At 64.2% G+C, this 22,105-nt stretch carries 16 protein-coding genes; 11 read left to right on the top strand and 5 right to left on the bottom strand.

Annotation, left to right across the window (positions count from 1 at the left end; all coding sequences use genetic code 11):
- Positions 1 to 2 precede the first annotated feature (2 nt).
- The 5 genes from AC1DP9_RS22630 to tssB are packed head-to-tail and all read right to left on the bottom strand — an operon-like array spanning position 3 to position 5,850.
- The gene (locus AC1DP9_RS22630; protein WP_477108554.1) at positions 3 to 1,727 is read right to left on the bottom strand and encodes an OmpA family protein; all 1,725 of its coding nucleotides are present in this window, start codon (positions 1,725 to 1,727) and stop codon (positions 3 to 5) included.
- Between the two features lie 10 nt (positions 1,728 to 1,737).
- Complete coding sequence (locus AC1DP9_RS22625) at positions 1,738 to 2,385, bottom strand: DotU/TssL family secretion system protein (RefSeq protein ID WP_477108553.1); 648 nt, start codon at positions 2,383 to 2,385, stop codon at positions 1,738 to 1,740.
- Complete coding sequence (gene tssK, locus AC1DP9_RS22620) at positions 2,382 to 3,728, bottom strand: type VI secretion system baseplate subunit TssK (protein ID WP_477108552.1); 1,347 nt, start codon at positions 3,726 to 3,728, stop codon at positions 2,382 to 2,384. The genes AC1DP9_RS22625 and tssK overlap by 4 nt, the downstream gene beginning before the upstream one ends.
- A gap of 20 nt (positions 3,729 to 3,748) precedes the next feature.
- The gene (gene tssC / locus AC1DP9_RS22615; RefSeq protein ID WP_092293503.1) at positions 3,749 to 5,311 is read right to left on the bottom strand and encodes a type VI secretion system contractile sheath large subunit; all 1,563 of its coding nucleotides are present in this window, start codon (positions 5,309 to 5,311) and stop codon (positions 3,749 to 3,751) included.
- 23 nt (positions 5,312 to 5,334) lie between these two features.
- Entirely contained in the window at positions 5,335 to 5,850 is a 516-nt protein-coding gene (gene tssB / locus AC1DP9_RS22610) for a type VI secretion system contractile sheath small subunit (protein WP_441591374.1), read from the bottom strand.
- Between the two features lie 293 nt (positions 5,851 to 6,143).
- Between tssB and AC1DP9_RS22605 the strand changes: the two genes are divergently transcribed.
- From AC1DP9_RS22605 to AC1DP9_RS22555, 11 genes are all read left to right on the top strand, one after another.
- The gene (locus tag AC1DP9_RS22605) at positions 6,144 to 8,468 is read left to right on the top strand and encodes a type VI secretion system Vgr family protein (protein WP_477108551.1); all 2,325 of its coding nucleotides are present in this window, start codon (positions 6,144 to 6,146) and stop codon (positions 8,466 to 8,468) included.
- 57 nt (positions 8,469 to 8,525) lie between these two features.
- Positions 8,526 to 10,763, top strand: coding sequence for a peptidase M23 (locus AC1DP9_RS22600; protein WP_477108550.1), 2,238 nt, complete (start codon positions 8,526 to 8,528; stop codon positions 10,761 to 10,763).
- A gap of 1 nt (position 10,764) precedes the next feature.
- Positions 10,765 to 11,409, top strand: a complete 645-nt coding sequence (locus AC1DP9_RS22595; RefSeq protein WP_477108549.1) for a hypothetical protein — start codon at positions 10,765 to 10,767, stop codon at positions 11,407 to 11,409.
- On the top strand, positions 11,409 to 11,666 hold the full coding sequence (locus AC1DP9_RS22590; protein WP_477108548.1) for a PAAR domain-containing protein: 258 nt from the start codon (positions 11,409 to 11,411) through the stop codon (positions 11,664 to 11,666). The genes AC1DP9_RS22595 and AC1DP9_RS22590 overlap by 1 nt, the downstream gene beginning before the upstream one ends.
- Before the next feature lie 3 nt (positions 11,667 to 11,669).
- Complete coding sequence (locus AC1DP9_RS22585) at positions 11,670 to 12,932, top strand: hypothetical protein (protein WP_477108547.1); 1,263 nt, start codon at positions 11,670 to 11,672, stop codon at positions 12,930 to 12,932.
- A gap of 778 nt (positions 12,933 to 13,710) precedes the next feature.
- Positions 13,711 to 16,359 (top strand): ImcF-related family protein, encoded by a 2,649-nt coding sequence (locus AC1DP9_RS22580; RefSeq protein ID WP_477108546.1) that lies wholly within the window; start codon positions 13,711 to 13,713, stop codon positions 16,357 to 16,359.
- Complete coding sequence (tssA, locus tag AC1DP9_RS22575; RefSeq protein WP_477108545.1) at positions 16,352 to 17,917, top strand: type VI secretion system protein TssA; 1,566 nt, start codon at positions 16,352 to 16,354, stop codon at positions 17,915 to 17,917. The genes AC1DP9_RS22580 and tssA overlap by 8 nt, the downstream gene beginning before the upstream one ends.
- 12 nt (positions 17,918 to 17,929) lie before the next feature.
- Complete coding sequence (gene tssF / locus AC1DP9_RS22570) at positions 17,930 to 19,774, top strand: type VI secretion system baseplate subunit TssF (protein ID WP_477108544.1); 1,845 nt, start codon at positions 17,930 to 17,932, stop codon at positions 19,772 to 19,774.
- 62 nt (positions 19,775 to 19,836) lie between these two features.
- Positions 19,837 to 20,817: a type VI secretion system baseplate subunit TssG gene (tssG, locus tag AC1DP9_RS22565; RefSeq protein ID WP_477105218.1), complete on the top strand. Its 981-nt coding sequence runs from the start codon at positions 19,837 to 19,839 to the stop codon at positions 20,815 to 20,817.
- A gap of 17 nt (positions 20,818 to 20,834) precedes the next feature.
- Complete coding sequence (gene tssJ, locus AC1DP9_RS22560; RefSeq protein WP_477108543.1) at positions 20,835 to 21,365, top strand: type VI secretion system lipoprotein TssJ; 531 nt, start codon at positions 20,835 to 20,837, stop codon at positions 21,363 to 21,365.
- A 102-nt stretch (positions 21,366 to 21,467) separates the two neighbouring features.
- A partial coding sequence (locus AC1DP9_RS22555) for a sulfite exporter TauE/SafE family protein (protein ID WP_477108542.1) occupies positions 21,468 to 22,105 on the top strand: 638 nt, incomplete at its 3' end.

Raw genomic sequence — 22,105 nt, 5'->3', positions numbered from 1 at the left:
ACTTACTCCTTCTGCTGAAATGAACAGGCCGACTGGCCAGAAGTGGCCCGATCGCCGTCACGGCAATCGGGAACAAGGGTAATTTCCACACGGCGATTGGCGGCGCGGCCCGCCTCCGTGTCATTGCCCGCCTTCGGGCGGGTGTCGCCGTAGCCTTGCGTCGCGAAATGCGTCAACGGCAAGCCGGCGGCATCGGCCAGCCAGTTGCGGACGGACACCGCGCGGGCCTCCGACAGGCGCAGGTTGCTGCGCGGGTTGCCGGTGGCATCGGTATGGCCGGCCACCAGCACCCGCTTGTCCGGATGCGCCCGGATCATCTCCAGCGCACCGATCAGCACGCGATTGGAGCCGGGATTCAGGGTGGCGCTGCCGCTGCGGAACAACGACAGGCTGTCCAGCTCGATCGCGGCTGGCGGCGGAGGCGGCGGGCGGTAGCCGGCGATCAGCGCGTCGATTGACGCACGCAGCGCGGCCCCGCGATACAGACCGAGGCCGAGCCGCAGCGGCACGCCGTTGCGGGCGTGGCGGTCGAGTTCGTCCCGGTCGCGTTTGATGACCTTGAGCGCATCGATACGCGCGGCGTCCTGTGCCGGCGCCAACGCGCGATAGCGGTCCATATTGCCGGTGACGCGCGCCACCAGCGCCCGGTTCTGCCACGCCGAGGCGGCCGCAGCCGCGCAGAACGCCACCGCGAGCCACGCGAAGCCATGCGCCAGCGCACGTGGCAGCGCGCGCCGCACCGGCTGTCGACCGATGCCACGGATCAGCGGGTCCGGCAGTGGGTAGCGACCGCTGCCGCCCTCTTGTGCCGGGCGGGCTCCGACCAGACCGGTGATGCGGGCCACGGCACTGGCAAACAGCGAGTTGTCGGCTGGCGTGCCGCGTACCGCGATCGCGCCGACAGCGGCCACCTGCACCGGCCTTCCCGTACGGTGGCCGTCGCGGCTGTCGTCCCGTAAGCGCGGCAACAACGTCGATTGCGCCCATCTGGCTAGCGCGTGCAGCCGATTAGCGCGATACCAACGTGCGGCGCGGTCGGCCGGCTTGGCGGCGCGGGCGTACTGGTCGAGGCTCGCCGCGACTTGCGCGATCCATGCCTCGTCCGCCGGCATCGCTTCGCCAGACATACCGAACCATGGGCTTTCGTCCGGCGGACCCGCGGCGTCCTCGCCGTAGACCGCGATGCACACTGGCAGCGGATAGCCGACGGCGCGGCTCGCCTCGCCAATCGCGTGACGCAAACGGCCGAGGCGCGCGCTCAGCGTTGCGGCGTCATAGATCCGGTCGGCGGCGGTCAGGCATGCCACGGCGTCCGGGCCCTGCCCGTCGCGCCAGCGCTTCAGGGCATCCGCCACGTGAGCCAGCCGCGACGGGTCGCCCACACGTACCCAGATCGCGGACTCGGTGATACGGACCAATTCGTCGCCGAATGCCCGCACCAAGGCGCCGTCCGGCTCACCAACGGCGAGCACGAGCGGCGTATTCCGGCGCATGTCGCCGGGCAATGCATCGAGTGACGCGTTCACGGCGACCAGCACCGCCTGCGAGGCCTGACGGCCAGCACGCCCGCGCCGCGTGGCGACAATCATCGCCACCAACATCAGCGCCACGACGAACAGCCCCAGCAGCAGATTCCACGTGGTCGACCCCGGCGAGCTGAATCCGAGCCACGCCAGACAAAGCGCCGCGATCCAGCCGGCCAAGGTGCGATAGGGATAACCGGTCACGTCGCGCCCTTCAAACAGCCAGCCGCGCGATGGCCGCGTCGAGCCAGCGGTCCAGCGCCAGATAGACCAGCCCGGCGCCAACGAGCGCCAGCACCACCCATGCAATCGGCGAGATGCGCCAGCCGGCGCGTGCCTTGCCGTGGGTGACAATGACCGGCCCGTTGCCCTGGTCGAGCCCCGCGCGCGCCAGTCGCTCATCGAGCGTGCGCAGCAACGCGGCGCGGTCCGTGGCGCCGTTCAGGGCGAATCGCCCCTGGAAGCCCAGCCCAAGCACCACATGGAAGACCGCGAGCAACGGCAGCACCGGTTGGGGCGCTGCGAGGCGCCGTTCGATGCGGTCGATCAGCGCGTCACCCGCGTCGTGACTCTGGAACTCCTTGACTTGCAAGGGCTCGTGCTCCCACTCGTCCCGGCTCGCCCCTTCCAGGTGGCGGAGCGCGAACTCGTCGAGCAGCGCGCATTGCGCATAGATCGCGTCCTCGACGACATCCGGGGATTGCCCCGCCGCCCGGAGTTCCTCACGCAGCCGGGCGATATGGCCCAGGCACGTTTCACGGAACGCCGCGAAGGTCACGGGCCTGTCCCCGCCGGCCAGCGAAGCGACAGTCAGGGCCGTATCGCGTAGCGCGAGCGGAAAGATCGGAAGCGAAGTTGTCATGCCGGCAATACCGCGAAGAGTTCGAGCGAGACGTCCGGCACGGAAGCCGGCACATAGAACTGGCACGCCCGCGCGTCGAGCATGCGCCGGAACGCCGGGTGGGCACTGTCAAGCGCGAAGTACTGGTTTTCGATCCGCACGGGAATGGCGGCAGGCAGGCGCGACATCGTCCGCAACGGAATGCCGGGCAGCGCCGAGTTGACGATCTGCGAGACTTCATCCGGCGCCCCCGCCTTGCAAAGGCGTGGCAGTTGTTCGAGCAAGGCGTGCGCCGGCATGCCAGCCTGCACCGACAGGTAGTACTCGGTACCTTCGACCAGCCGCTCATCGAGGATCTTGCCGTCCCAGATCGTGGGCCGCAGCCGTTCAAGCGCCACGGGCACGACGCGCGACGGCACCACCGCATCCACCAGCCTGCGAATCATCGACTCCAGTTCCGCGAACACGGGCTCCGGCGCCATGTGGTCGTAGGCTGGAATGGCCTGCAGGGTCTCCGTGGTCGAGAACGTCAGCAGCGCGCCCGCCAGCCGGGCCAGCACACGGTAGAGTTGCTCGGGATGCTGCTGCGGGGCCGCGCGCAGCCGCGCCAGCTCCGGCCAGGCACTGTTGACACTGTGCAGCAGCCAGAACAGTGCCACGTCGGCCACCGCGTAATCGGCCATCTGGTCGGAACGCTCGCGCCGGCGCACGCCCAGGCTCGCACTCTTCGCGCTGAGGATGGTCGACAGCCGCGCCATGCGGGCGGTCAGCTGCTCGCTTGCGGACAGGAACAGGCTTGGCGGCACGTAGGCCGGATCGAGTTCGATCTGGCCCTGCGGCGTCCGGATAAGCCGAGCGATCGGGCAGGTCACGTAGTCGCCTTGTGCGTCGCCGTCGAACAGCAGGGCCAGTGCGTGACGTTCGACGCTGATTTCCTCCTTGCCCTCACCGTGCAGGTCGGCGACCTCCAGGTACTCACGCACGAAGCGGCGTGGCCGCGCCGGCCGTTCGCCATCGTCGACGCAATTGCCACCCAGCGCGTCCATCAGCGGCAGTCCGATCAGGACCACCGCCGAGTCTGCACCGGCCGGCAGATCGGCCAGATCGCGCGCGGGAGGCGTCCGGTCGGCCGTCTCCGTGTCGATCACGGTGCCATCCGGCAGGCGTGCGGCAAGCGAACTCACCGCCAGTCGATTCACTGTCAGTGCCTGGGAATCGATGACGACGCGCACGACGCCCCATGGTTCCGGGGTGGCGATACGCGCAATCTGCTCGCCGGCGTGGCGCTCCCATAGCGCCTGCTGCTGGAAATGCTGCGGCGTCATAAAGATGCCCTGCGCCCACAGCGGTCTTGTGATCTTCATGGTATCGGGCCGATTCCGCTTCAGTTCTTCGCCTTGGGCATCTGCGAGACGAGCGACAGGTTGATGTCCATCCCCTCGATCTGGAAATGCGGCACGATGAACAGCTTCACGCGGAAGAAGCCCGGGTTGTCTTCGATATCCTCGACAATGACCCGCGCGTCGCGCAGCGGGTGCGATGCCTGCAGTTCGTCGCCCGGATCGGTCATCTCGGTCACGAGCGTCTTGATCCAGCTGTTCAACTCCAACTCGAGGAGGCGGCGGTCCTTGGTGGTGCCGATGTTCTCGCGCTGGATCAGCTTCAGGTAATGCGCAATGCGCGACAGCAGGAAGATGTACGGCAGGCGCGCGTTGACACGGCTGTTGGCGGTAGCCTCCTTGGTGTCATACAGCGCCGGCTTCTGGGTCGAATGCGCCGAGAAGAAGCACGCGAAATCGTGATTCTTGTAGTACGACAGCGGGATGAAGCCAAGGTTGGCGAACTCGAACTCGCGCGTTTCCGGAATCAACACCTCGGTCGGGATCTTGGCCTGGTTGCCGGTGCCCAGGTCATAGAGGTGAATCGGCAGGTCCTCGACCAGACCGCCAGCCTGCGGGCCCCGGATCTGCACGCACCAGCCGTTCTTGATGAAGCTCTGCACCATGTTCGCGGCGAACGAGAACGATGCATTGGCCCAGAGGTAACGGTTGTGATCCGGCCCCTTGACGGCTTCCGTATAGTTGAACGCCCGGACCGGCACGGTTTCCGGACCGTACGGCAGGCGCGCCAGGAAGCGGGGCAGCGTCAGGCCGATGTAGCGCGCGTCGTCGGACTCGCGGAAGCTCTTCCACTTCAGGTATTCGGCGCGGTCAAAATAGTTGCCGATGTCGCGGATCGCGGCCACGTCCTCCATCGACGTCTTGCCGAAGAACTCCGGCGCCACCGCGCCGACGAACGGCATGTGCGCGGCCGCCGACACCTTCGAGATATTGCGCAGCAGGGCGATGTCCTGCGGGCTGCGGTCGAACGCGTAGTTCGAGATGATCGAGCCGATCGGCTCGCCGCCCGGCGTGTCGTACTCCTGGATATAGGTGTGCAGGTACAGGCCGCTCTGGATCACCTCGGGGGTGTCCTCGAAGTCCTGGCGCAGCGCCTCCTTCGAGACATCGAGCACCTCGATCTTCACGTTCTTGCGGAAGTCAGTGCGATCGACCAGGAACTTCAGGCCGCGCCAGGCCGATTCGATCTCCTGGAACGTCTCGTGATGCATGATCGCATCGAGCTGCCGGCTGATCTTCTCGTCCAGATGGGCGATGTGGAAGTCGAGCAGGCTCTTGTCGAGCCGGTCCACCTGCTGTGACGAGTCCTGAATCATCTTCAGGAACACGTGCATGGCCTGCGCCACGCGCTCGTCGAGCGACGATTCGGACAACGCATCGGCGCTCTGGAACGACTCCACCGGCCGCGTGCTGCGGACCGGCGACAGGTTGATCTTCTCGCAGAGCGCCTCATAGACGCTCTTGCCCGGTGCGTCGAGGACGGCGGCAGCGGCGGCGCTATCGGCGGCGCTATGGGTACGTGCGGACAGTTCGTGCTTCTTTTCCATGGGGAAAATCCTCGGGTAACGGGTTACTGGGCGGAGGCGGGAGCCGGGGCAGCCTGGCCGATCTTCTGCAGATCGGCGCGCAGGCGTTCGGACAGCCCGGGGTCCTTGAGGATCTTCTCGAGCTCGCGGCGAAACATCGCGTTGTCGAGCAGGTTCGACTTGAGATCGCGCAGCAGATTGCGCGCCGCCATCAGCGCGCGCAGCTCGGGCACCTTGCCGGCGACTACCTCCGGCTTGAAGTCATCCATGGAATGGAAGTCGAGATCAACGGGCAGCTCGGAGCCATCGGCGGCGAGCGTGTTCTCGACGGCAATCTTCGCCCGCGGATTGAAGTCCGCCAGGACCGCATTGAAGTTGTTCTTGTTGATGGAAACCTTCTCCCGCTCCGCCAGCGCGCGGGTGTCCTGCCCATTACTGTAGTCGCCCATCACCAGCAGCTTCAGTGGCAATTCCACCTTCTTCTGCGCGCCGCCGGTATGCAAATCCAGCTTGATGTTGACCCGCGCCTTGGGCACTTCGTTCTGGAAGCTCTCTGCCATTCTCGATTCCTTCTCCAACAGGTTTTCAATCCGCACGGCACTCGATTCGTCGATCGCCGCATGGCCGGTAGACACGCAAGTGCGGGAGACTATCTTTTTTATTTCCCACTGTATTTAGGTGACTTCCTAAAATTCATCGGATTTTTGATCTTTTTTATCTAAATCAATAATTCGATCCAGTCCTATTTTCCTGAAAGCCACAAGACGGTAAGGTGCGGCGCGCAGGAGCATGTCGCTTGCGAAGCGACACGCCTGACCTGTTACGCCGGATTGCCCGGCCTTGGAGAGAGACGATGTCGGCTGGGGTAGCAACACTGAAGGCATACGGGGAAGCGCTGCTCAAGGGACTGGGCGGCGGCCAGCAGTCTTACTTCCTGAAGGTGCCGGGCGCGGAGACCGCAGTGGGTCTGTCGGTGGTGTCGTTCGAAGCGGTGGAGAAGCTGGGGGCTCCCTATGTCGTCACGGTTCAGCTCACGCATCCGCTGGAACTCGAACGCGCCAGCTACCTCGGCAAGCCCGCAACGTTCGAGATCGACCCCGGCGATGGCACAGAGCCGCGCAAGTTCGCGGGATGCATTACACAGTTCTCCAAGGCCGCGCGGACGCAAGACTTCCACGGCTACCAGATGGTGGTGGAGCCCCTGGTGGCCCGGCTTCGGCTCACCCGCTCCACCCGCATCTACCAGCACCAGACCGCGCCGCAGATCATCGAAGCCATCCTGCGGCGGCATGAACTGGTGGGGCATCAGTTCGCTTTCAAGCTGCGACGCAAGTACCCGCAGCACCCGTTCCGCTTGCAGTACCAGATGTCCGATTGGGACTACATCCGCCTGCTGATGGAGCAGGAAGGGCTCTATTCCTATTTCCTTCCGGGGAAATTCGGCGAGATGGTGGTGTTTGGCGACGACATCGACCACTACCTCTACAAGCCCGAATTGCGTGTGCCCTACCGGGAAACGGCCGGGCTTGAGGCTGGCATCGAAGCGGTCTTTGGCATTCGTACTAATGCTAAAACGGTCCCCGAATCGTTCCTTGTCGCGGACTACAACCCCGATCTGGCCTGGGAGCCCTTGAAGGGCGAAGCCAACATCGCGCGCAAGGACAAGACCACTTACGGGCAGCCGTACGTTTTCGGTACGCATCACCTCGATTTCGATGGCGCCAAATGGGAAGCGCAGCTTCGTCATGAGGCAGCGATGGCGTCCCAGGTCGAATACGAGGGCGAGAGCAACGTCCTGGAACTGCGTCCGGCGCGGATCCTGCGAATGGATCTCGACCTTCCCGACGCACCCAATGGGCAGGTCATCACCGAGGTCACCCACACCGGCGCGCGCGATGCGGCGTATCGCAATTCCTTCAAATCGATCCCATCCGATCGTCGCTTCCGGCTGCCGCTGGATGAGGCCAACTGGCCAAAGATCGCAGGCACGCTGAGCGCCCGCATTACCTCCCCCAGCCAATACACGTACGCCTACCTGACGCAGCAGGGCTACTACACCGTCCGCTTCGACTTCGATTTCGAGAAATGGCCCGGTGGTGGTGAGTGCGTGCCACTGCGGCTGGCGAAACCATTCGCCGGGGCATTCCAGACAGGCTTCCACTTTCCACTAATCGACGACACCGAAGCCGCCATCGCGTTCCGGGACGGCAACCCGAACAAGCCCTACATCGCTCATGTTCACCACAACAGCCGCCAGACGGACCTGATCACCAATCAGGACCGGTGGCTGTCGCGCAACGTCATCCGCACGCAAAGCGACAACAAGCTCGAGTTCGAGGACTGGGAGGGCCAGGAGCACGTCAAGCTGTCCACGGAGCATTCCGGCAAATCGCAGCTGACACTTGGCCATATGGTGGATGGGAAGTGGAAGAAGCGGGGGGAGGGGTTCGAGCTGCGGACCGATGCGGCGGGCAGCATCAGGAGCAAGGGACTCCTGCTGAGTGCCGACGTCCGCAAGCGCGGTACCGGGCATCAGCTTGACATGCAGGAGGCGCTGTCCGAACTGCGTCTGGCGCTAGACCGAGTATCAGCGCTGGCGCACGCGACGACACAGGCTGGCGCGACACCGGCGGACAACACCACCCAGTCGGAACTACTTTCGGCCATGGACCAACTTAAGGGCGCAGGCATTCTCGCGACTGCACCCGGTGGAATTGCTTTCCTTACGCCCGAATCGATTCAGCATAGCGCAAGTGGAAACGTCATCTTGACATCCGGCAAACAGATCGATGTGAGCGCCGTGAGACGCTTCGCTGTCGCAGCCGGCGAATTAATCTCGTTATGCGCCCACAAGTTGGGGGTCAAGCTATTTGCTGCAAAGGGAAAAGTCGAAATCCAGGCGCAGACCGACGCGCTTGACTTGTTTTCCGCCAAGCGGTTGCACATTGCCAGCGCAGACGACGACGTCGTTGTGTCTGCACAAGGAAAACTCACCCTAATGTGCGATGGCGCCTACATCAGACTGGAGGGCGGAAGCATTGAAATCGGATGCCCGGGCGACTTCAACATCAAAAGCGCGTCCTTCAGCTATTCCGGGCCCGACAGGCTGGATGCTGTCTTACCTGTCTTGCCGATCAGTGAGCCGTTGTCCATCGGCAAATACCGCTTATCCGTCTAACACGCCATGATCATTAGTCCTCCGTTTCTACCTCTCACCGACAGTGCATCGGACCTGATGGATTGGGCCGATCGCCGCGAACAGCTTCATGGAACATATCCGATCTGCTCCGACCGGCGTTGGCACGGCGGCTGTCACTTGGCACCCGAACATCAGAACGATCCTGTGAGAGCGATTGCAGATGGGGAGGTTGTGGCCTATCGCGTCTGCCAGCACCCCGAAGGGCACGAGGGAGAAATCAGGGACACCAACACCGGATTCGTGCTTTTGCGGCATGAGAGCGAGACCGGTGAAGGGCGCATGCTCCGATACTACTCCCTCTATATGCACCTTCGTCACCTCGGTGGATATGGCGGCAACTGCGATCCAGCTCGCCTGCCCGACTGGTTGCGCATGCCAACGGAGGCGAAAGCAGGCAAGGGCAAGCGAGTCCACCGAAAGGAGATACTAGGCTGGACAGGGCGATGCGATGGAGCCATGTATCTTCATTTCGAGATCTTCATGACAACGGCGGATTTCGAGACCTATTTCAGTGGCACGCAGCTTGGTCAGGCAGCGCCGACGACGCCATCTGGGACGGACTATTGGGGAAACAGCTATTACGTTTTGCCCAGAGGCACTCCGATTCTCCCGCAACCACCCGGCACGATAGGAAACAGGTTAAAGGGCATTGATTTTCCTCCGCTGAAGGGTATTGCGGCGACCGAGCGGGAGCTTTACATCGAAGTCTGTTTCCATCTCGGGAAGAAGGTTACTCGCGTATGGCGCGATAACGGAAATGGTGTGCGTACGCTCCTGACCACAGCCCCTATTAAGGAGACAGACTACGAGTACAACATGCATCAGCGTGCCTCCTCGTTATACCCGGCCTGCCCTAGCGACGGGTACGAGCTGTTGCGCTTTGGAAGAATTTTAAGCCGGCCGGCAACGCTACCATCGGCTGCGAGGACAACTTGGTTTCGCGTTGCGTTCGATGAGAACGCGGAAGGGTATGTTGATGTCAACGATCCACGTATCCAAAAACTCTCTGACGCAGATTTTCCTATATTCGCGGGATGGCAAACGGTACGCGAGACAACCGGTCCGTTCACACAGGATGGCCTGTGCGATATCGAGTCACTTAAGGCACTACTTAAGCAAGGAAACCCTGAACACAACCCGTATATAGGAACGTCCGCGGACAAGGAACTGCGCTACTACGTGCACATGGGCGACGACGTAAAAAGGAAGCTAAAAAGGTTAGTTTGCGAAATGCCATCGGAGTGGGACGGCACGAACAACGACGCACGCTATCGCAAAATCAAGGAAAGGGGAGAGTTCTACGCCGGCAATGAAAGCGGCTACGAAAGGTTCATTAGACTACATGAGAAGTGCCAGTTTTGGGGTAAAACAGGCTTGCCACCTACGGCGTCGGATCGGCTTTGGTTCTTCCACCCCCTAAGCTTTATCAGACATTTTCGCAAATGTGCGTGGCTTGGTTCAAAAGAGTTCGCTCAGATATATCCGAACAAGTCCCATCCGAAAACGGATTTGGAAAGCCTCCGCGCAGAGTATCTCACTCCCCTCAATTTCGCAACGAGGAAGTTTGGCATTACCACGCCTACGCGGCTAGCGCATTTCCTTGGACAAGGCGCAGTGGAAAGTGCACATCTCACGCAGATGCAGGAACTCAGTATGACCGGGGATATGAAGCCCGACGGTTTATATGGCAGCGAATTGAATCGCCTCTCGCGATCACGTGAATCTGACCTCGGCCATTGGTATGGAGAGCACCCAGCAGAGCACGACCCTTGGTATGGGTCAACAAAGTTCAACAGCAAGGGAACACGTATTGCTAGCTCCTACGACTGGAGGAATGGAAACTGCGATTTCGAGGATGCACAGAAGTTCCGAGGCCGTGGATTCAAACAGCTTACCGGGAGGAGTAATTATGCCGACTACTGGGTATTTCGAGGATGGAATTCCGAAGAATTCTCTCGCAGTTGGTGGACCGACCCCTCGTTCAAAGCAAAAAATCGAACAGGGATGAAATTGAAGCCAATCGTTATAAATAACCCACACCGGGTGGCCCTGCCGGAAAATTGTATAGATAGCGGGGCTTTCTATATGAGATTTTGCCGTCCCAACGTCTTTATTAATATCGACAAGGATAGATCTTCTCTCGCATTCTCTGCCGTGGCTATTTCCGCTGAGAAGAAAATTTCCACCGCGGTCACAGTATCCATTAACGGCGGAAGACTCGCTGAAGACGAACGTTTTAAATTTACTCGTGCCGCAAAATTGATACTGGGTTGATATGAGCGACGCATTCCTTACCTCCGTCATTACAACATGCCTTCTGATTCCAGCGCTTTCATGCGCAGCCACTGAATATGAGGCCTCGGGGGATAAAATCACCATACGTACTGACGGCTCGTCCCAAACATGCTTGTTGTCCGATTCAGCAAATTTCGCTACGACAAGTCACGACGGATCAGCAGTGATTATTTCCGCACGAGGGTACCTGAGCCGAGAGAATTTGGAGAACTGCGAGATTGATGTGCCTGTCCGTGTGAACACGATTCCGGAAGGGGTTGGATTTCTGACGGACATTAACTTAGAAAAGGAAATCTATATTTCCTTGGATTTCGTAAGTGTGCGACCGTTCTTATATCTAGCAACGGTCGCTCGCATCGGCACGACCAAAAATCTCGTATCAATTGCGGGATCATATTCACCCAACAAGCGAATGTCTGAGTTGACAAAGCATGCCTTTCAGAATGATGGAATTGCAGGGTCTTCGATCATATCTCCGAGCGGAGATTATGTTGCCCCATCGGGTTCAATCGACTGCGATCCGCAGGCGTTTCCGGGAGTGTGGGACGTCAAACACAACAAACGTGTGTTCGCGACACCTGAGGTTTGTAGCGAGTTGTTTAGGAAATCGAGAGGAAGAGATTAATGCGCGGAGCAGTCAGAGTCAGCGACAAACTCGAGAACGGCGGAACGGTGTTAGCCGGTTCCAGCGCCATGGTGTTCATGGGTCGTGGCATCGCACGGCAAGGAGATCCGGCGCGATGCAACGTTCATGGCGACACCTGTATCGCGGAAGGCGATCGCGCCTTCACCGATAAAGGCAAACCCATCGCGCTGCATCTCCATAAATGCGCGTGTGGCTGTCGCCTGATCTCGTCGCTTATGACGGCAGGGAAGGGGTAAACCATGCCAATCGACTATGCCAAAGCCGGCTCCGACATGATGTTTCCCGATCGAACCCGTCCACGGCAATGGGTATTGCTCTGGGCATTTTGCACGGCAATGGGAGCGGCAGTCGTCGTGCTCTTGTGGCCAACCGGGAGGCCCGCACAGGGCCCCCAATTCTGGTTCGCCATCCTCGCTGCGCCCCAGATCGTTTTTGCATTAGTGCTGGGATGGTTTCGTCACAGCTATGAAAGCGCGTATCTGGCGGCGCTGTATCACAACCAACATCGGGAGGAATACCTGCACCGGTTGGTTTCACGCTCGCAAGTGCCGTTGCATATTATCGCATCGTCTCACTGTGTGCCGAGTCCGGACCTGTCCCTTGTCGACGTTCTGCACCCGGGTAAGGTGCAACTCGCAGCGCGGCCCGTGCGTATGGGTGCCGATTTGGTACGTCATAGCCCGTTGCCAGAATGGGACGAGGAATTGAATGTATCCAAGCAAGAGGGCGCCGATGCGACCGTGCTAGATCGCTTCGATGTGCTCCTGGAGAAGCTCCTGAATCCTGTCTTGGATACCCTCGTAGCATTGCATCGGCATGGTGGTCGCTACGCCCCCGAAATCCGGCTGGTCAACGGCACGTCAGCGACAGCAAAGGACCGTTTGCAGCAACTGCGGCGCGTCTTGGACGCGAATGGCTTGACGGATCTCGATGCGCTTGTTGTCGACACCACGAGTATCCAATCGCTCCTGCTCGCGGATGAGTGGCTGGACCGCGAACCATCGACGCCCTTGCTCTTGCTCGCCACACAACTGCATGAATTCCCCCCGAAAGAGAGCGCCGAAGCGGGCGCAGCGCTGCTGATGGTTCCAGACAGCCTGGCACTTCCGAGTGATGTGCATTCAGTCGGCAGGCTCCATCGCCCCGTGACATGCCCATTGAGCGCACTGACGGAAGGGTTCGCCGAGGCACTCCGTGCAGGCTCCACCTCCCCAAGTGCGATCAAGCGCCTGTGGATCGCTGGCGTCGAAAGCGATGCGGATGCGGCCGTCGCGAGGGGCTTGGCGGACGCCGGTCTCACCCAACTATCAGACCCCGGCAGTCAGCATCACCTTGATCGCATTCTCGGTCATGCAGGCGCGGCGGCGGGATGGATCGCCGTTTGTGGTGCGATCGAATCGGAGGACACCGGCCCCCAGCTGGTATTGACCGAAGGGGGCGACATGCAGCTCGCCGTCGTCTATTCAGTGGCAAGGAAATTGGAATCAGATGTCAATGTCTAGCGATGTACCGCACCAAGGCACTGCAGGGGCAGCGCCGATCCTCTCATGGGGCTTCCTGTTGGTCGTGGCGTCGTTGGCCATATTCGGCTTGGCCGCAATCTGGCTTTGGGGCGATGACCTGGGCTGGCCGACCACTGCGTCGAAGAAGACGGCCACGCTGTGGCTCGTTGCGATCGTGACATCGGCGATGGCGATTCATGCGCTCGCTTCTCGCGTGGGTGCCTATCGGGCCGCAGGTTGGCTGTTTCGACAGCGGACTAACATCGGTCGGACGTCAGACACCAAGACGAGTGCAAGCCCGGCTTCGCGGCTGCGTGATCTTCGGAACGAGCTATCCCGCGACCACGGATACCGTTGGCGGCATCGCCAGCCCTGGCTGCTGCTGACTGGAGATGATACGGCGATTGCGCGACTCGTTCCCAATGCCGAGGAACGCCGCTGGACGGTCACCCCCAACGCGGTACTGCTGTGGCATCGGCCGACCGAGGCTGGCCAAGCGGACGCCGACTGGCTGAAGCAAGTGTGCCGGCTGCGACGCCATCGCCCGGTGGACGCAATTGTGCTGATTACTGATGGCGGGGAGGAAGGGAAACCGTCATCACAAGGTGGCACACATCGGCACGTCGCTTCATTAACCCACATCGGGAGGGTGCTGCGCTGGTCTGCGCCGGTCTACGCGCTTGACATTACGCAATCGCATGCCACGGCCAAGCCCGATGCAGCGGTGGTCGCTTGCGAATGGAGCCAATTTGCGGATGCCGAAGCCTGCAAGAGATCGTTGGAGACCCTACGCCACACCCTCGCCCGTCGCGGCACCACCCAACTGATGGCCGATCCCGCAGACAGCTACATCGCAACGCTGTCCCAGCAACTCGACAAGCGCATCAACGACCTGACCGAATGGGCGACAGGGTTGGCAAATTCCCGCAGCAGCCCTGTTCCGCTTGCCGGGATGGTGTTTTCTCCCTATCCAAACTCCGATACCACCACCCACCTCCCCCTCTGGCAACACATCGCCGATTCCGCCCGCCGTCATCCCGGCCGGCGTGTCGGCTTCCATCCCGTTACCGTCTCTTCGACCATCGCCCTCGGCGCCATCGGGCTATGGACCGCCGGGATGCTGCTGTCCGGCTTCCAGAACGCCCGCAACATCCACGCCGCGCAGTGGGCTATCGATGCCAACGCATCCGAGTTGAGTCCGGCCGGCCGACTCCGCTCGCTTGTGGCGATGCAACACCAGATCGCACGCTACGAACCCCGCGCTGGCCATCATGCGCCGTTGTCTACCCGCTTCGGGTTGAACCGCGATGCTGCCCTGCTCGCGGCCATGTGGAAGCCCTACGGGACGGCCAGCCGCGAGCTTCTTGTCAGCCCGATCCAGCAGGATCTCGAGGATGTGCTCGTCGATCTCTCCCAGATGCCGGTGGATGGGCTCGACGCGCAGGCCAGCCAATGGGCGCTGGACGGTCACCAGACGCTCAAGACCTATCTGATGCTGGCCAACCCGGAGCGCGCCGAGCCGGACTTCCTCGCGCCGCAGTTGGTCCGGCACTGGCAAACGGAGGCTCGCATCACGCCCGGCGAGCGGGACGATCTGGCGGAGCGGCTGCTCACGTTCCATGCCGCCCGCGTCAAGGCCCATCCCGACTGGCGCATCGAGGCGAGCCCCGAGCTGGTGGCCGGCGCGCGGCGCACGGTGCTGGCGGTCATCGGCCAGCGCAACGCGCAGGACACGATCTACCGCCAGGTGATCGATGGCATCGGCAACAAGTACGCGGATCAGACGCTGGTGTCGCTCACCCCCGGCACCGACGCGCGCGGGCTGGTCCGAGCCAATGCGCTGGTGCCCGGCGCCTACACCCGGCAGGCCTACGAGGGCCACGTGGCCGAAGCCATCGCGTGGGCCGCCAAGCGCACGGAAGTCGCCAGCGATTGGGTGCTGTCAGACGGCAATGCCCAGCAGTCGGCCAGCCACAACGACTTGCTGGCCACCCTCACCGCCCAGTATTTTGCCGACTACGCCGAGCAGTGGCAGCGCTTCATGAACAGCCTCCAGTGGGAGCCCGCGCCCACGTTGCCGGCAGCCATCGACCAGTTGAAGCTGATGGCCGATGCGCGCCAGTCGCCGGTGATCGCGTTGATGAAGTCGCTCGATTACCAGGGCGGCGCGGGCGCGCGGAAGGACTCGCTGTCAGACACACTCGTCGCCAAGGCGCAGGACATGCTCGGCAAGAAGGCTGCCAGCGCCGGGATCGTCAAACCCGACACCGCCGGCCCGCTGGGCCCGACCTTCGGGCCGATCCAGCGGCTGATGGCCGTTGGCGAAGGTGCTGGCGGCGACATGAGCCTGCAGCGCTTCCTCGATCGCGCGACGGCCCTGCGGTTGCGGCTCCAGCAGGTCAGCCACAGCCCGGACGCCGACGCCCAGGCCCGCCAGATGGCGCAGGCGCTGTTCCAGGGCAAGGGCTCGGAATTGGCCGAGACACAGGCGTACGCGCAACTGATCGCCGCAAGCCTCGGCGCCGAGTGGGCGGGGATGGGGGAGACGCTGTTCGTGCGCCCTATCGCACAAGCGACCCAGACCGTGCTCCAGCCGGCGCAGGCCAGCCTGAACGCCGCCTGGCGAGACAGCATCGCCATGGCATGGGGCCGCGCCTTCGCCGGCCGCTACCCGTTTGCGGATACCGCCAACGACGCCTCGCTGCCGGAACTGGCCCGCTTCCTGCGTCCGCAGGGCGGGCTGATCCACGGCTTTCTCACGGCCCAACTCGCCGGCGTACTCGAACTGCAGGGCGATGCGTGGCAGCCGGCGGCGTCGGGCGGGCACGCGCTCGCGTTCGATCCGGCCTTCCTTGCGGCGATCAACCGGCTCCAGCGCATCGGCACGCGGCTGCTCACGCAAGGCGAGCCCCGCTACCAGTTCGAGATGAAGCCGATTCCCACGCCGGGCCTGACCGATACGCTGCTGACCCTCGACGGCCAGACCCTCCACTACTACAACCAGCGCGAACACTGGCAAGCCATGACGTGGCCGGCGAGCAACCTCGAGAACCCCGGCACCCGGCTCCAGTGGCAGACCGAGACGGCCGGCACCAACAAGCACTATGAGTTCACCGGACGATGGGGCCTCGTCAGGATGCTCGAACGGGCCAGCATCGAGCCGATCGACAGCGCCACGTTCCAGCTCACGTGGCAGGGCCAGCCGGATAGCCCCGCCGTGGCGCCTGCGCCGGACCCCGACAGCCTGACCGCGCGCCCGGCCATGCAGCCGCCGGCCAAGGACGTCACCTACCCCATCCGCTACCAGTTGCGCACCGAGCTTGGCCATGGGCCGCTCGAACTGCTCTCGCTGCGCGATTTCGTGCTGCCGTCCCGGATCTTCCTCGACAAGCCCCAACCATCCACCACCAAGGGGAACGATGTTTAACCAGTTGCTCAACGCGCTGTTCGGCACGCGCGCGCCGTCGGATCTGGCCCGGGCGGCCATCGCGCGATGGGAACCGTGGCTGCGGCCCATCCGCCCCGACGCGCCCGCCGGGGACGACCCCGGCTACGACGACGACTTCCTCGCCATCAAGGACGAAGTCGCCAAGCTGTCCGATGTCAACGACACGCTGATTGTCGAGACGGCGGAGCGTCTGCTCCAGGGCACCGCCAAGGATGCGCGGCTCGCCGCCTACTATCTCTACGCGCGCATGCGGCGGGACGGTGCGGAGGGCATCGCGTCCGGCTTCGAGCTGCTGGCGGCGCTGGTGGACCGCTTCGGCACGCAACTGCTGCCCGTCCGGGCCGAAAGCCGCAAGGCGTCGCTCGAATGGCTCGCCAGCGCAACGTTCACGGATCGGCTCGACCGCGTGCACGGGCTGACCGGGCTGCCGCTGGAGCGCACGCTGTCGGCGCTGGCGCTGATCCTCGAGCGCACCGCGCAGTGGCCGGAGGCCGCCCGGCCGGCGCTGGACGCCCTCTTCCGGCGCTTCGAGGGCCGCGTGGAATCGCCCGCCGCCCATGACTCCGGCGCCGAGCCCGCGTCACCTGCGACGCCGATGGCGCTGCCCGCAGGCGACGTTTCCTCCTCGCGCGACCTGCTCGACCGCGCGCGCCAGATGGCCACGTTCCTGCGCGAGCAGCCGCAGGGCTATCTGGCCGCGTACCGGCTCATGCGCTGCGTCCGTTGGGACACCCTGACCGAGGCGCCGCCGCACGAGCCCAGCGGCAAGACGCGGCTGGTCGCCCCGCGCGCCGAGCTACGCGCCCAGCTCAAGCGCCTGCTGTTGCAGAAGCAGTGGCCGGAGTTGCTCGATCGACTTGAACGCGCCTTTGCGGAGGGCGCCAACCATTTCTGGCTGGACCTCCAGTACTACGCCTTCACGGCGCAGGATCAGGCTGGCGGCGACTACGCGCGCGTCCGGGACCTGCTGGCCACGGACTGCGCGCTGATGCTGGAGCGGCTGCCCGGCATCGAGCAACTGAGCTTTGCCGATGGCACGCCATTCGCCGACGACACCACGCTCGAGTGGATCGCGCGCCACGCCACCGTGCGCGATGTCGAGCGAGGCGAGGCCGTCGCGCCGGTGTCGGTCTCTTCCGCCAGCACCGACTGGGCGGAAACCGAGGCCCAGGCCATCGATCTCGCCGCGCAGCAGAGTCTGGACGTGGCGTTCGCGTGGCTGCAAGGGCTGCCTTTGCCCGATGGCGAGCGCGATCGCTTCATCCGTCAACTGGTGATGGCGCGCGTGGCCGCCCGCGCGGACCGCGCCGATACGGCCCTGCACCTGCTCGCCACGCTGGAAGCCACCGCCGCGCGTTTCCAGCTGGCCGCGTGGGAGCCGGGCCTGGCGTTCGAAGCCAAGCAGCAACTGCTGCGGCTGCTCCGGGCGCGGCTGTCGCGCAAGGACGCCGACAAGCCCACCATTGCCCATCGCATCGACACCCTGCTGGCCGATCTGATCGCCATCGACCCGGCGCGCGCCATCGCCACCGCCTAGCCTTTCCGAGACATGAAGCACCCGACCCAAGACAACGAGATCCTGCGCTACTACGAAGCGGAGATGCGCTACCTGCGCGAAGCGGGCACCGAGTTCGCCCAGGCCTACCCGGACCGCGCGCGCATGCTGAACCTGGACCGCATCGGCGAGCGCGACCCGCACGTCGAGCGGCTGTTCGAGGGCTTCGCCTTCCTGATGGGCCGCCTGCGTCACAAACTGGACGATGAACTGCCGGAATTGACCGAGGGCCTCGTCAGCATGCTGTGGCCCCACTACCTGCGCATGATCCCGTCGCTCTCGATCATTGAAATGGCGCCGGCCATGGGCACGCTGCAACGCCACGAGGTGCTGCCGGCCGGGCTGGAAGTCGTCTCCGACCCGGTTGCGCTGGGCGCGCAGCCGGGGCAAGGCCAGAGCAGTCAGGCCGATAGCGTTGCCTGCATCTACCGCACCACGCAGGCTGTAGACCTGTATCCGCTCCGCCTGACCGAAGCGGCCACCTACACCCGCGAGGACGGCCGCTCGGTGATCCGCCTGCGGCTGGCGCTGCAGGCGCAGGCCAAGATCGCGCTGCTGGAGGTGCCACGCCTGCGGCTGTTTCTCCATGCCGACCGCCCCTTGGCGCTCGCGCTCTATGCCGCGCTGACCGCCCAACCGGTGGCGATGCACGTCCGGGTGCCGGGTCACCCGGCCGACCGCCCCGGCACGCCCCTCCCGATGCCGGGCCTGTCGCTGCGGCCCGCCGGCTTCGCGGCCGACGAGCGGCTGTGGCCCAAGCCGGACAACGCCTTCGGCGGCTACCAACTGATGCTCGAGTACTTCACGTTCCCCGAGAAGTTCATGTTCGTGGACCTCTTCGGGCTCGACCTGCCCGCCATCGCCCGGCTGGCGCCGGAGACGGAACAGTTCGATGTCGAGGTCGTGCTCGCCCGGCCGTTCCCGGACGACCTGCGCTTCTCCGCCGAGAATGTGCGGCTGCATTGCGCGCCGATCATCAACCTGTTCGAACTCGAGGCTGACCCGGTCACTCTTACGCACTGCGAGACCGAGTACCGCGTGCGGGCGATGGCGCAGCATGGCCGGCATGTCGAGGCGTACTCGGTGGACACCGTGCGCGGCTTCGAGCCCGCCAGCGGCGAGCGCTTCGAGTACGCACCATTCGCGGCGTTCCGGCATCGCGGCGGCATGCTGCGGCACGAGATGCCCGAGCGCTACTTCCACACGCGCGTGCGGCGCGGGCCGTCAGGCCGGGTGGACACCTGGCTGGTGCTCGGCGGCCATGCCTGGGAGCAGCAGGACACGCTGCCCGAGGAAACGCTGTCCCTGTCCGTCACCGGCACCCACGGCATGCTGCCGCGCAAGGGCCTGCGCGAGGCTGGCATCACGCAGATGCGCGGTGGCTTCACCAACGTGGCGTCGATCCGCAACCTCACGGCGCCGACGCTGCCCGTCTATCCGCCCACCGGCGACCGCTTCCACTGGCGCGTGCTCTCGCATCTGGCGCCGAACTACCTCTCGCTGCTCGACGCGGAGGTGCTGCGCGGCACGCTGGCGCTCTATGACTGGACGGACGGCGAGACCAACCGGCAACGGATCGACGCCATCGCCGAGGTGCGGCACCGCCCCTTACAAAAACTGGAGAGCGGCGGCCTGCTGCGCGGCGTGGAGATCGAGGTCTGGCTGGACAGCACGCGCTTTGCCGGCGCGGGCGACCTCGAACTGTTCGGCGAGATGCTGAACCGCTTCCTGTCGCTGTACGCCACGCTCAATCTCTACACGCGTCTCGTGATTGTCTCGCAACCGTCCGGACAGCGGCTGACGTGGCCGGACAGCAAGGGCCAGGGAGCGCCGTTTTGAACGCACCGGACAACCGGGCGCCCCGCCCGCTGAGCGAGGCATTGCTGGCGGATGCCCCGCGCATGAACTTCTTCCGCCTGTGCGAGTTGATCGAGCTGGCGGCGCCAGGCCACCCGCCGCTCGGCACCACCGATTCGCCGGCCAATGAATCGGTGCGCTTCCGCTCGAACGGCCGGCTCGGCTTTCCGGGGCGCGAGATCGACGCCGTGGAGCGTGACCCGGACCACCCCGGCGCCCCGCCCGTAGTGCGCACCAACTTCCTGGGGTTGTATGGCGTCGATGCCCGTATGCCATCGTATTTCGTCGACGAAGTGGCCCAGCGGCGCGATGGCGCGGAGCCGCTGGCGGCCTTCCTCGACCTGTTCCACCACCGCATCGTCACGCAGTTCTATCGTGTGGCGCGCAAGTACCGCTACCCGCTGGGCTTCCGGCGCGACGGCGGCGACGAGGTATCCCGCTACCTGCTGAGCCTGCTCGGGCTCGGTCTTGGCGGGTCCGCCGTCAGCAACACCGTGCCCACCCAGAAGCTGCTGTCGATGCTGGGGCTGGCCAGCCAGCGCACCCGCACGGCCGAGGGCCTGGCCGGCGTGCTGCAACACGCGGTGCCCGACGCCGGCGTGCGCGTGGATGAGTTCCATCCGGTCTGGACCCGCCTGCCGGCCGGCGCCGACGAACGCCGGCCGCTCGGGCAGAACTGCGTGCTCGGGCGCGGTTTTTTCGATCGCGCGAATGCCGTGCGGGTGGTCATCACGCCCCGTACGGCGGACCTCGTGCAGGGCCTGATGCCCGGCCACGCCCAGCACCGGGAGGTGATGGCCCTGTTGCGCTTCTACCTTGGGCACACCGCGCATGCCTGTATCGAAATGCACGTGCGCACGTCGCTGATGCCGGCGCCGGCGCTGAACGACGGGGCGGTGCGGCTGGGCTACTCCACCCAGCTGCCCGCGCCCGAGGAAGCCGTGACCCGGGTGCAACTGGGCATCTGGAACGGCATCGTCCAGCCCGCCGCCCGCCCCGAACGCCACTCCTCCAGCCACCACTAATCATGAAGACAAACACGATGAGACAGCCGTTCCGCACCGGGGCGATGTGCCTGTTCGCCACCCTCGCCACCAGCCTTGCCGGCTGCGGCATCGGCCAGGCCGTGAAAGACAACACCGTGGACGCCGCGAAGTGGGCCTTCACCACGCAGGTCAAGACGATGAATCTCGACCTCGCCAGCCGGTCGTCGCTGAACGCCACCGACGCCGGGAAATCGTTGTCGACGGTGGTCCGGGCCTACCAGTTGAAGACGCCCGACGCCTTCCGCGAACTGAGCTACGCCCAGCTCCAGACCAACGACCTGGCAGCGCTGAAGCCCGACCTGCTGGCGCAGCGCGATGTCGTCCTGCGCCCGGACGAGCGGGTCAGCCTGGCCGAGCCGATGCATGCCGATGCCGAGTTCGTCGGCATCGTCGCCCTGTTCCGCAACCCGGACGAGGCAGCCGGCTGGAAGCTGGTGGTGCCCCGGCGGCAATGGAAGCAGACCGATCCGGTCAGGGTGGAAGTGCGCGCCAATACGCTGGCGCTGACTGCGCCGGCGAAGGGGTAGTTAGCGGATCGCTAAAGGGTAGCCCCCGGGCGGCGGCCATGTATCCCCCAATGTCCGCGTATCATCGACGCTCTTCGCCCCCCTGATGCCCCCGGATTCACCATGCCTGACCATTCGTTGCTGTCTGCCCTGCTCATCTTCGGACTTGGAGGGCTGCTCGGCGGGGTCGGAGGCTTGTTCGGCATCGGCGGCGGGCTGATCGCCATTCCGGCCCTCGGCCTGCTCTACGGGATGGACCAGCAGCTCGCCCAGGGCACCTCGCTGGTGATGATCGCGCCCAACGTGGTCATCGGCTTCTGGCAGTACCGCAAGCGGGCCGATATCGAACTGCGCACCGCCATCGTGCTCGGCCTCTCGGCCGTGCTGGCCACCTACTTCTCCGCCCGGCTGGCCACCGCCATGGACGCCCAGCTCCTCCGCCGGATCTTCGCGATCTTCATGATCGGCCTTGCCCTGTATTTTTTGTGGCGCCTGATGCCCGGCCGGGCCGTGACCCAGCAGCAGGCGCGGCTGTCATCGCGCTGGATTCCGGCTGTGGGCGTGGTGGGTGGGCTCTTCTCGGGCTTCTTCAGCGTGGGCGGCGGCGTGGTGGCCGCGCCGGCGCTGGTCGGCCTGTTCGGCATGCGGCAGGCCGCCGCGCAGGGGCTGGCGCTGGCGCTGGTCACGCCGGGCGCCGTGGTCGCGCTGATGACCTATGCCCAGGCCGGGCATGTCGACTGGACCAGCGGCATCCCGCTCTC

The sequence above is a fragment of the Cupriavidus sp. 01L43 genome (assembly GCF_056399925.1).
The sequence above is the reverse complement of the archived record's forward strand: the minus strand, read 5'-3'. Positions and strand labels throughout refer to the sequence as shown.

Coding starts and splice junctions, on each gene's coding strand:
- AC1DP9_RS22625 (WP_477108553.1), bottom strand. CDS start 2,385: ATGACAACTTCGCTTCCGATCTTTCCGCTCGCGCTACGCGATACGGCC.
- tssK (WP_477108552.1), bottom strand. CDS start 3,728: ATGAAGATCACAAGACCGCTGTGGGCGCAGGGCATCTTTATGACGCCG.
- tssC (WP_092293503.1), bottom strand. CDS start 5,311: ATGGAAAAGAAGCACGAACTGTCCGCACGTACCCATAGCGCCGCCGAT.
- tssB (WP_441591374.1), bottom strand. CDS start 5,850: ATGGCAGAGAGCTTCCAGAACGAAGTGCCCAAGGCGCGGGTCAACATC.
- AC1DP9_RS22605 (WP_477108551.1), top strand. CDS start 6,144: ATGTCGGCTGGGGTAGCAACACTGAAGGCATACGGGGAAGCGCTGCTC.
- AC1DP9_RS22600 (WP_477108550.1), top strand. CDS start 8,526: ATGGATTGGGCCGATCGCCGCGAACAGCTTCATGGAACATATCCGATC.
- AC1DP9_RS22595 (WP_477108549.1), top strand. CDS start 10,765: ATGAGCGACGCATTCCTTACCTCCGTCATTACAACATGCCTTCTGATT.
- AC1DP9_RS22590 (WP_477108548.1), top strand. CDS start 11,409: ATGCGCGGAGCAGTCAGAGTCAGCGACAAACTCGAGAACGGCGGAACG.
- AC1DP9_RS22585 (WP_477108547.1), top strand. CDS start 11,670: ATGCCAATCGACTATGCCAAAGCCGGCTCCGACATGATGTTTCCCGAT.
- tssA (WP_477108545.1), top strand. CDS start 16,352: ATGTTTAACCAGTTGCTCAACGCGCTGTTCGGCACGCGCGCGCCGTCG.
- tssF (WP_477108544.1), top strand. CDS start 17,930: ATGAAGCACCCGACCCAAGACAACGAGATCCTGCGCTACTACGAAGCG.
- tssG (WP_477105218.1), top strand. CDS start 19,837: ATGAACTTCTTCCGCCTGTGCGAGTTGATCGAGCTGGCGGCGCCAGGC.
- tssJ (WP_477108543.1), top strand. CDS start 20,835: ATGAGACAGCCGTTCCGCACCGGGGCGATGTGCCTGTTCGCCACCCTC.